The organism is Streptomyces sp. NPDC059398, assembly GCF_042751845.1.
Taxonomy (GTDB): domain Bacteria; phylum Actinomycetota; class Actinomycetes; order Streptomycetales; family Streptomycetaceae; genus Streptomyces.
This window is the reverse complement of sequence record NZ_JBHYWP010000092.1, coordinates 1-5,451: the sequence shown is the minus strand read 5'-3', so window position 1 is coordinate 5,451 and position 5,451 is coordinate 1. Positions and strand designations below refer to the sequence as shown.

General features: G+C 71.2%; 4 protein-coding genes. All 4 read left to right on the top strand.

Annotated features, from left to right (window positions below; translation table 11 throughout):
• Positions 1–171 precede the first annotated feature (171 nt).
• The 4 genes from ACFXBC_RS27100 to ACFXBC_RS27085 are packed head-to-tail and all read left to right on the top strand — an operon-like array spanning position 172 to position 5,396.
• Positions 172–1,476, top strand: coding sequence for a helix-turn-helix domain-containing protein (locus ACFXBC_RS27100; RefSeq protein ID WP_385029768.1), 1,305 nt, complete (start codon positions 172–174; stop codon positions 1,474–1,476).
• Positions 1,477–1,531: 55 nt separating this feature from the next.
• Complete coding sequence (locus tag ACFXBC_RS27095) at positions 1,532–2,269, top strand: TIR domain-containing protein (RefSeq protein WP_385029765.1); 738 nt, start codon at positions 1,532–1,534, stop codon at positions 2,267–2,269.
• Positions 2,266–4,260 carry a hypothetical protein gene (locus ACFXBC_RS27090; protein ID WP_385029762.1) on the top strand — a complete coding sequence of 665 codons (1,995 nt, stop codon included), beginning with the start codon at positions 2,266–2,268 and terminating at the stop codon, positions 4,258–4,260. The genes ACFXBC_RS27095 and ACFXBC_RS27090 overlap by 4 nt, the downstream gene beginning before the upstream one ends.
• Positions 4,257–5,396, top strand: coding sequence for a hypothetical protein (locus ACFXBC_RS27085; RefSeq protein WP_385029759.1), 1,140 nt, complete (start codon positions 4,257–4,259; stop codon positions 5,394–5,396). The genes ACFXBC_RS27090 and ACFXBC_RS27085 overlap by 4 nt, the downstream gene beginning before the upstream one ends.
• Positions 5,397–5,451 lie beyond the last annotated feature (55 nt).

The following is a 5,451-nucleotide window of genomic DNA, read 5'->3' as shown; positions in this document are numbered from 1 at the left end:
GCGAGCTCGGGAGAACCCGGGTAGCCGGCACCGCACCCCACACCCCGTCGAGAAAAAGCCGTAGAGGACTCGGGGGGCGGAAAGCGCATGCCTCCAGAACCGGAAACGGGAAACCCGCCCGGGTGTCTTGCCCGCCGCCACGGGCAGGCCCGAATCTGGCTCACGGCGCCGGTGGAGCCACGCATCTCAGGGGGTTACGTGCTGGACCAACCCGATACTTTCGGCAGCGCATTACGCAGGGCCCGCATGGACGCGGGCCTGACTCTCACCCGGTTGTCCTCGCTGATTCACTACAGCAAGGGGCAGCTCAGCAAGGTGGAGACCGGCAGAAAGCGCCCCACACCGGAACTGGCCCGGCTGTGCGACGGGGAGTTGCGGCAGGACGGGGCCCTGCTCGCCATGCTCCCGGGCCGCAGTGCGGACCGCCGGTCCTCGTCCACGCACCGGACGGAGCGCCAGGCGGAGGACCCGGCTGCTCCGCCGGGCCGCCGCCAGGTCGTCGCGCTGGGGGCCGCCCCACTGCTCGGGTTACTGCCGGGCGCCGGCCCGCAGTCCAGCGGTTCCGGCCCGGCGGACGGCACCCTGCTGGAGGTATCGCGTGCCCTGTTCGACCAGTTCCGCCGGCTGGGGCAGACCGCCCCGGCGACCGCGGTGCTCCCTGCCCTGGCGGCACAGACCCAGGCGCTGCAGGTCCTGGCTGCCCGCAGCGGCCCGCGGACCGGCCGCGGGCTTCTCGCGCTGTGCGCATCCTACGCGGAGTTCGCCGGGTGGATGGCGCAGGAGTCGGGAGACGCGGCCGGAGCCCTGAGCTGGACCGACCACGCGGTGGAGCTGGCCGCCGCATCCGGTGACCGCGATCTCGCCGCCTACGCACTCGTACGGCGTGGGCTCATCGCGTACTACAGCGGCGACGCGGCCGCCACGGTGGCACTGGCGCAGCAGGTGCGCCGCTCCCACCGGCCACCGGCGCGGATCATGGGTCTCGCGGCCCAGCGCGAGGGGCAGGGACACGCACTCGCTGGCGAGTACGGCCCGGCCATGCGCGCGCTGGACCGGGCGAGGGAGTTCCTCGCCGCCGACACCGGGGGCACAGGACGCCCGGTGCTCGGCACGACCCATCTCACCGATCCCGTGGCGATGACGACCGCCTGGTCGCTGCTCGACCTCGGGAGAGCCGGGGAGTCCGCCGCGGCGCTTGACCAGGAACTGGCCAAGGTGCCGGCGGGCGCCCTGCGGACCCGCGCCAGATACGGCGTGCGGCAGGCGCTCGCCCACGCGCTGTCGGGCGAAATCGACCATGCCTGTTCTCTGGCCGGCGGTCTGCTGGCCGACGCCCACACCGTCGGCTCGGCGACGGTCGGACTCGATCTGCGCCGGCTCGCCCGAGTGCTCGGTCGCCACCCTGCCAGCCCTGCGGTACGCGAGCTGTCCCCCGTGCTCAGCTCCGTCCTGGCTCCCGCACGACCGGATCAGTAGCCCCGGATCAACAACCCGGATCAGCAACCGGATCAGTCACCAGAGAGGGACCGACATGCCTGATGTCTTCATCAACTACCGCACCGGAGACGGCGAGGAGACCGCCACCACCCTGGAACGGGAGCTCAGTGGCCGCTTCGGCAGCCGCCGTATCTTCCGTGCCAGCAAATCGATCGAGCCGGGTGCGCTCTTCGACGACGAGCTGTTGAGGGCGGTGCGGCGCAGCAGTGTTCTGATCGCGGTCGTCGGAGGGCAGTGGGCCGCCGCACCGGAACTCCGGGACCCCAAGGACTGGGTACGCAAGGAGATCCTGGAAGCTTTCCGGTGCTCCCTCCATGTCGTGCCGGTGCTCGTGGGGCGCCGCACCGAGCGGCTGCGCGCGGACGAACTGCCACGCGCACTGGCGAAACTCGCCCGATGCCAGTCCGTCCGGTACGACACACAGGACGCCGATGCCGGCCTGCGACGCATCAGTGCCTTTCTGGCCGACCGCGTACCGGAGCTGGCCGAGGCTGAACGTGTCACCGCGCGGGAGCAGCCCCGTACTGCCCCAGGTTCCGTGACGAACTCGACGGGAAGCGTCAGCGGAACGGCCATCCAGGCAGGCGACATCTCGGGAGACGTCGGCGGCACAGTCATCAAGGACGTCCACGGTCCCGTCCACACGGGCACCGGGCCCCAGCACCAGCCGTACCTCTCGGGCGACGGCGCGCAGTACATCGCGGGCGACAACCGCGAGGGGATCCACCAGTCGTTCGGCACCAGGCGACGACGTGAGGACGAGTCCCGGTGAGCGAATCGACCTCCACGCATATCGGGAGCAGCGGGTCGGTCCACGCGGGCTCCGGCCCCCAGACCAACAACTACTACACAGGCCCCCCTCCGAAGGAGACCACGGAGAGGTCACCGCGCAAGGTCGCCGAGGACGAACTGCGCTGGCTGCTCCGGCACTTCGTTCCTCCCGAAGGATTCCACGAGGCATCCGACGTGCTGGAGCAGCACCGCATGGTGCTCCTAGGAGGCAGGCCGGGCAGTGGCCGGGGCACGGCGGCCAGAATCCTGTTGCGCGGTATGTCGGGGCCGGCCCCGATCCAGGAACTGCCCCTGGAACAGGAGGAGGAGGACTCCCGGTGCCTGCTCGACCCCGAAGTGGTCGCCCAGGACGACCGGCTGCTGCTCGACCTGTCCGCGGCGGACGACCGGCTGTGGGCCGCGGTCCAGACAGAACTGTCACCCTTCCGCCAAGCCGTCAGGGACAGGAGCGCGGGGCTCGTCATCATCCTGCCCGCCCGTCTCTCCGGCTCGGACGACGGCCTCACCCCCGTACTGGGGCATCTGCGACGCACCATCAGCCGTACGCCGGGCATGGAGATGGACATCGTCAGACACCATCTGCGGAGTTCGGGGCTCGATCCGACGAAGACGGACTCGGCCCCCGTCACCGTGACGGACTACCTCACCCGGGCACCGTCCCTGTCCCGCGTCGCCGGATTCGCTCAGCTGCTGTGTGAAGCGGCAGGCAGGGGTGGACAGTTCACGGACTGGTGCGAGCAGGCGCTGGTCGGTGCGGGGCGAACTCCGGAGCAGGCGGCCCGCCAGTTCGGCACGCTCCGCAAGGGCGCCGACCGCGCTCTGCTGGTGACGACCGCCATGCTCCACGGAGCCAGAGCGGACGCCGTACACCGGGCGACCGAGATGCTGCTCGGCGGCGAACTGCCGGACAGCGTACGGACGCTGCTGAGACGCCGTGCGCTGTCCGAGCGGCTGGCCGGGATCGAGGCGGAGATCACGGCGGGCAACCGGGTCCGCTTCACCGGGGTCGGTCTCGACGGGGCAGTGCGCACCCACATCTGGCGGGACTTCCCCGACCTGCGCGAACCCCTGCGCATCTGGGCCGGTGAGGCCGTGACTCTGCCCGAACTGACGGACACCGACCGCGACCGGCTGGTCGACCGGCTGGCGGAGCAGTGTCTGGTCACACAGCGCCCTGATGACCTGCTCGATCTCACGAAGCAGTGGTCCGCCGGCGCACGCTCCGACGGGCCCGCTCTCCGCGCCGCCGCGCATGCACTGCGTCACGGCCTGCGGAGTGTGCCGTACGGCGGGAGGTTCCGTCACCACATCTACGCCCTGTCGACGAGCGGCAGTATCGGCGCACCGCTGCGACACGTCCTCATCAACGTCTGCGCCGCCGACATGTCCGTCTCCCACCCCTACGCGGCACTGGTCCGTCTGCACCATCTGGCCCGCAGGGAAGGCACCGGTTCAGAAGGCCGAGAGGCGCTCTGGAAGCTGGTCCGGGAGAACCACCATCTGCTGCGACGGATGCTCGACCGTCTCGCGTCGAGCCCCTGGCCCGTCGATCCGGACATCTTCCTGTTCCTGTCGGGCCCGGGACCACTGACCGAATTCGCGTACGGTTCGCGCCCGCTCCTGGCCGTACCCGCTGTACGAGCCCGCCTCGCCAGGTGCTGGGCCACCGTGCTGCGTGACCGCAGCGCAGCGCAGTGGGCCCCGGCAGCGGATACCTGGCTGGCAGCGGTGTGCGAGGGCGCTCCGTACGCGGACCGCTTCCTCGACATACTTGTCGACGCCTGCGAGCAGCGGGGCGACCGCTTCGCACTCCTCTACCGCTTCGCCGGTGAGTGGGCCGCTCGCCGACAGCTCGATGAGCCCATGCCAGAGGACCACAGGGCGGCAGCCCTGCCGGACAGACTCCTGCAGAAGATCAGCGCCGCACAGGACGACAGGCCCACCTCACCCCGGGAGTCGACAGCACCATGAGCTCCGGTCAGAAAACCGTCACCGTCTTTCTCACCCTGATCGGCGGCCTTCTCCTCGTCATCGTCGGCCTGTACGAGAGCTGGCCGCTCTGGGCGTGGCCGGTGGCCGCCGTGCCGCTGCTGGCAGCTCCTGCGCTGGCCATACGATTCGCGGACCGCCGGGAGGAGCCGTTCCCGGCGGAGTTCATGCCGGATCTGCCGGTGCCCCCGGTGGAGCGGCGTGAGCTGCGCATCAGCGACGTCGGCCTGCCCAGCGCGGCGGACGACTACGATTTCCTGTTCTCGGCGACGGTCCGCTGGTGCCCGGTGTCCGCCCCGGCCGGCTCACCACCGGTCAACGCGAGCGGGCTCGCGGTCGATGCCCTTCTCGACCGGGCCCGGGCAGTGACCGCGCTCCGCGACCCCACCCGCAGCTCCCTCGTCCAGCACGAATTGAACGGGGCGCTGGGCACGATGCAGGAGGACTCCTCGGGGCGGGTCCAGGCGATGGCGCTGGAGGTCAGCCTCACCCTCTCGGACCGGGACCAGGAGCGGCTGGCGGCACTGGCCTCCGTCCGCAAGGACGAAGCGGTCTGGGAGCACGAGCGGAAGTTCGAGCAGAGCCGCAGGACCTATCTGGGCGAGGACGTCCTGCGGGACACCGGCAGCGCGGTGGTGTGGTGGCTGCACCGCAACGACGACAGCGTGGACAGGACCGTCAAGGACATCGGCCTGCTCGCCCAGCTCACATCGGCCGCCAACAATCAGGACATCGATGAGAGGTACCGGCATCTGGTGGCCGGCCCACCGGACGAGAGCCCGGAGAGCCCGCCCGGCGGGGACCCGACACCGCCCGCCGGACCCGGCGGCACCCCAGGCGCTGCCCCGGAAGAGGCGGCGGAGCCGGGCGGGGCGGCGCCGAGTGACGCCTTCGCCCAGCTGGTGGACTCCTTCGGGCTTGCACCGCAGGACCCGGTGGTCCCCTTCCTCGCCGCGCAGGTCGCAGGAACACTGCGTTATCTCGACGGAGACCCCGCAGCCGAGATCCGCGCGCGGTTCGGCCCCGCCTCACCGTCCGGCCGGCCCTCACCTCCACGCCGCGTCAACGGCGCGGGCCCCGCCGGCCCTCCCCCGCCCGCGGAGTCGGTGCCCTTCTGAACCGCCCCGGACCCCACGTACAAACACGGCGCTGCCCGGCCCCCACCAGGGAGCC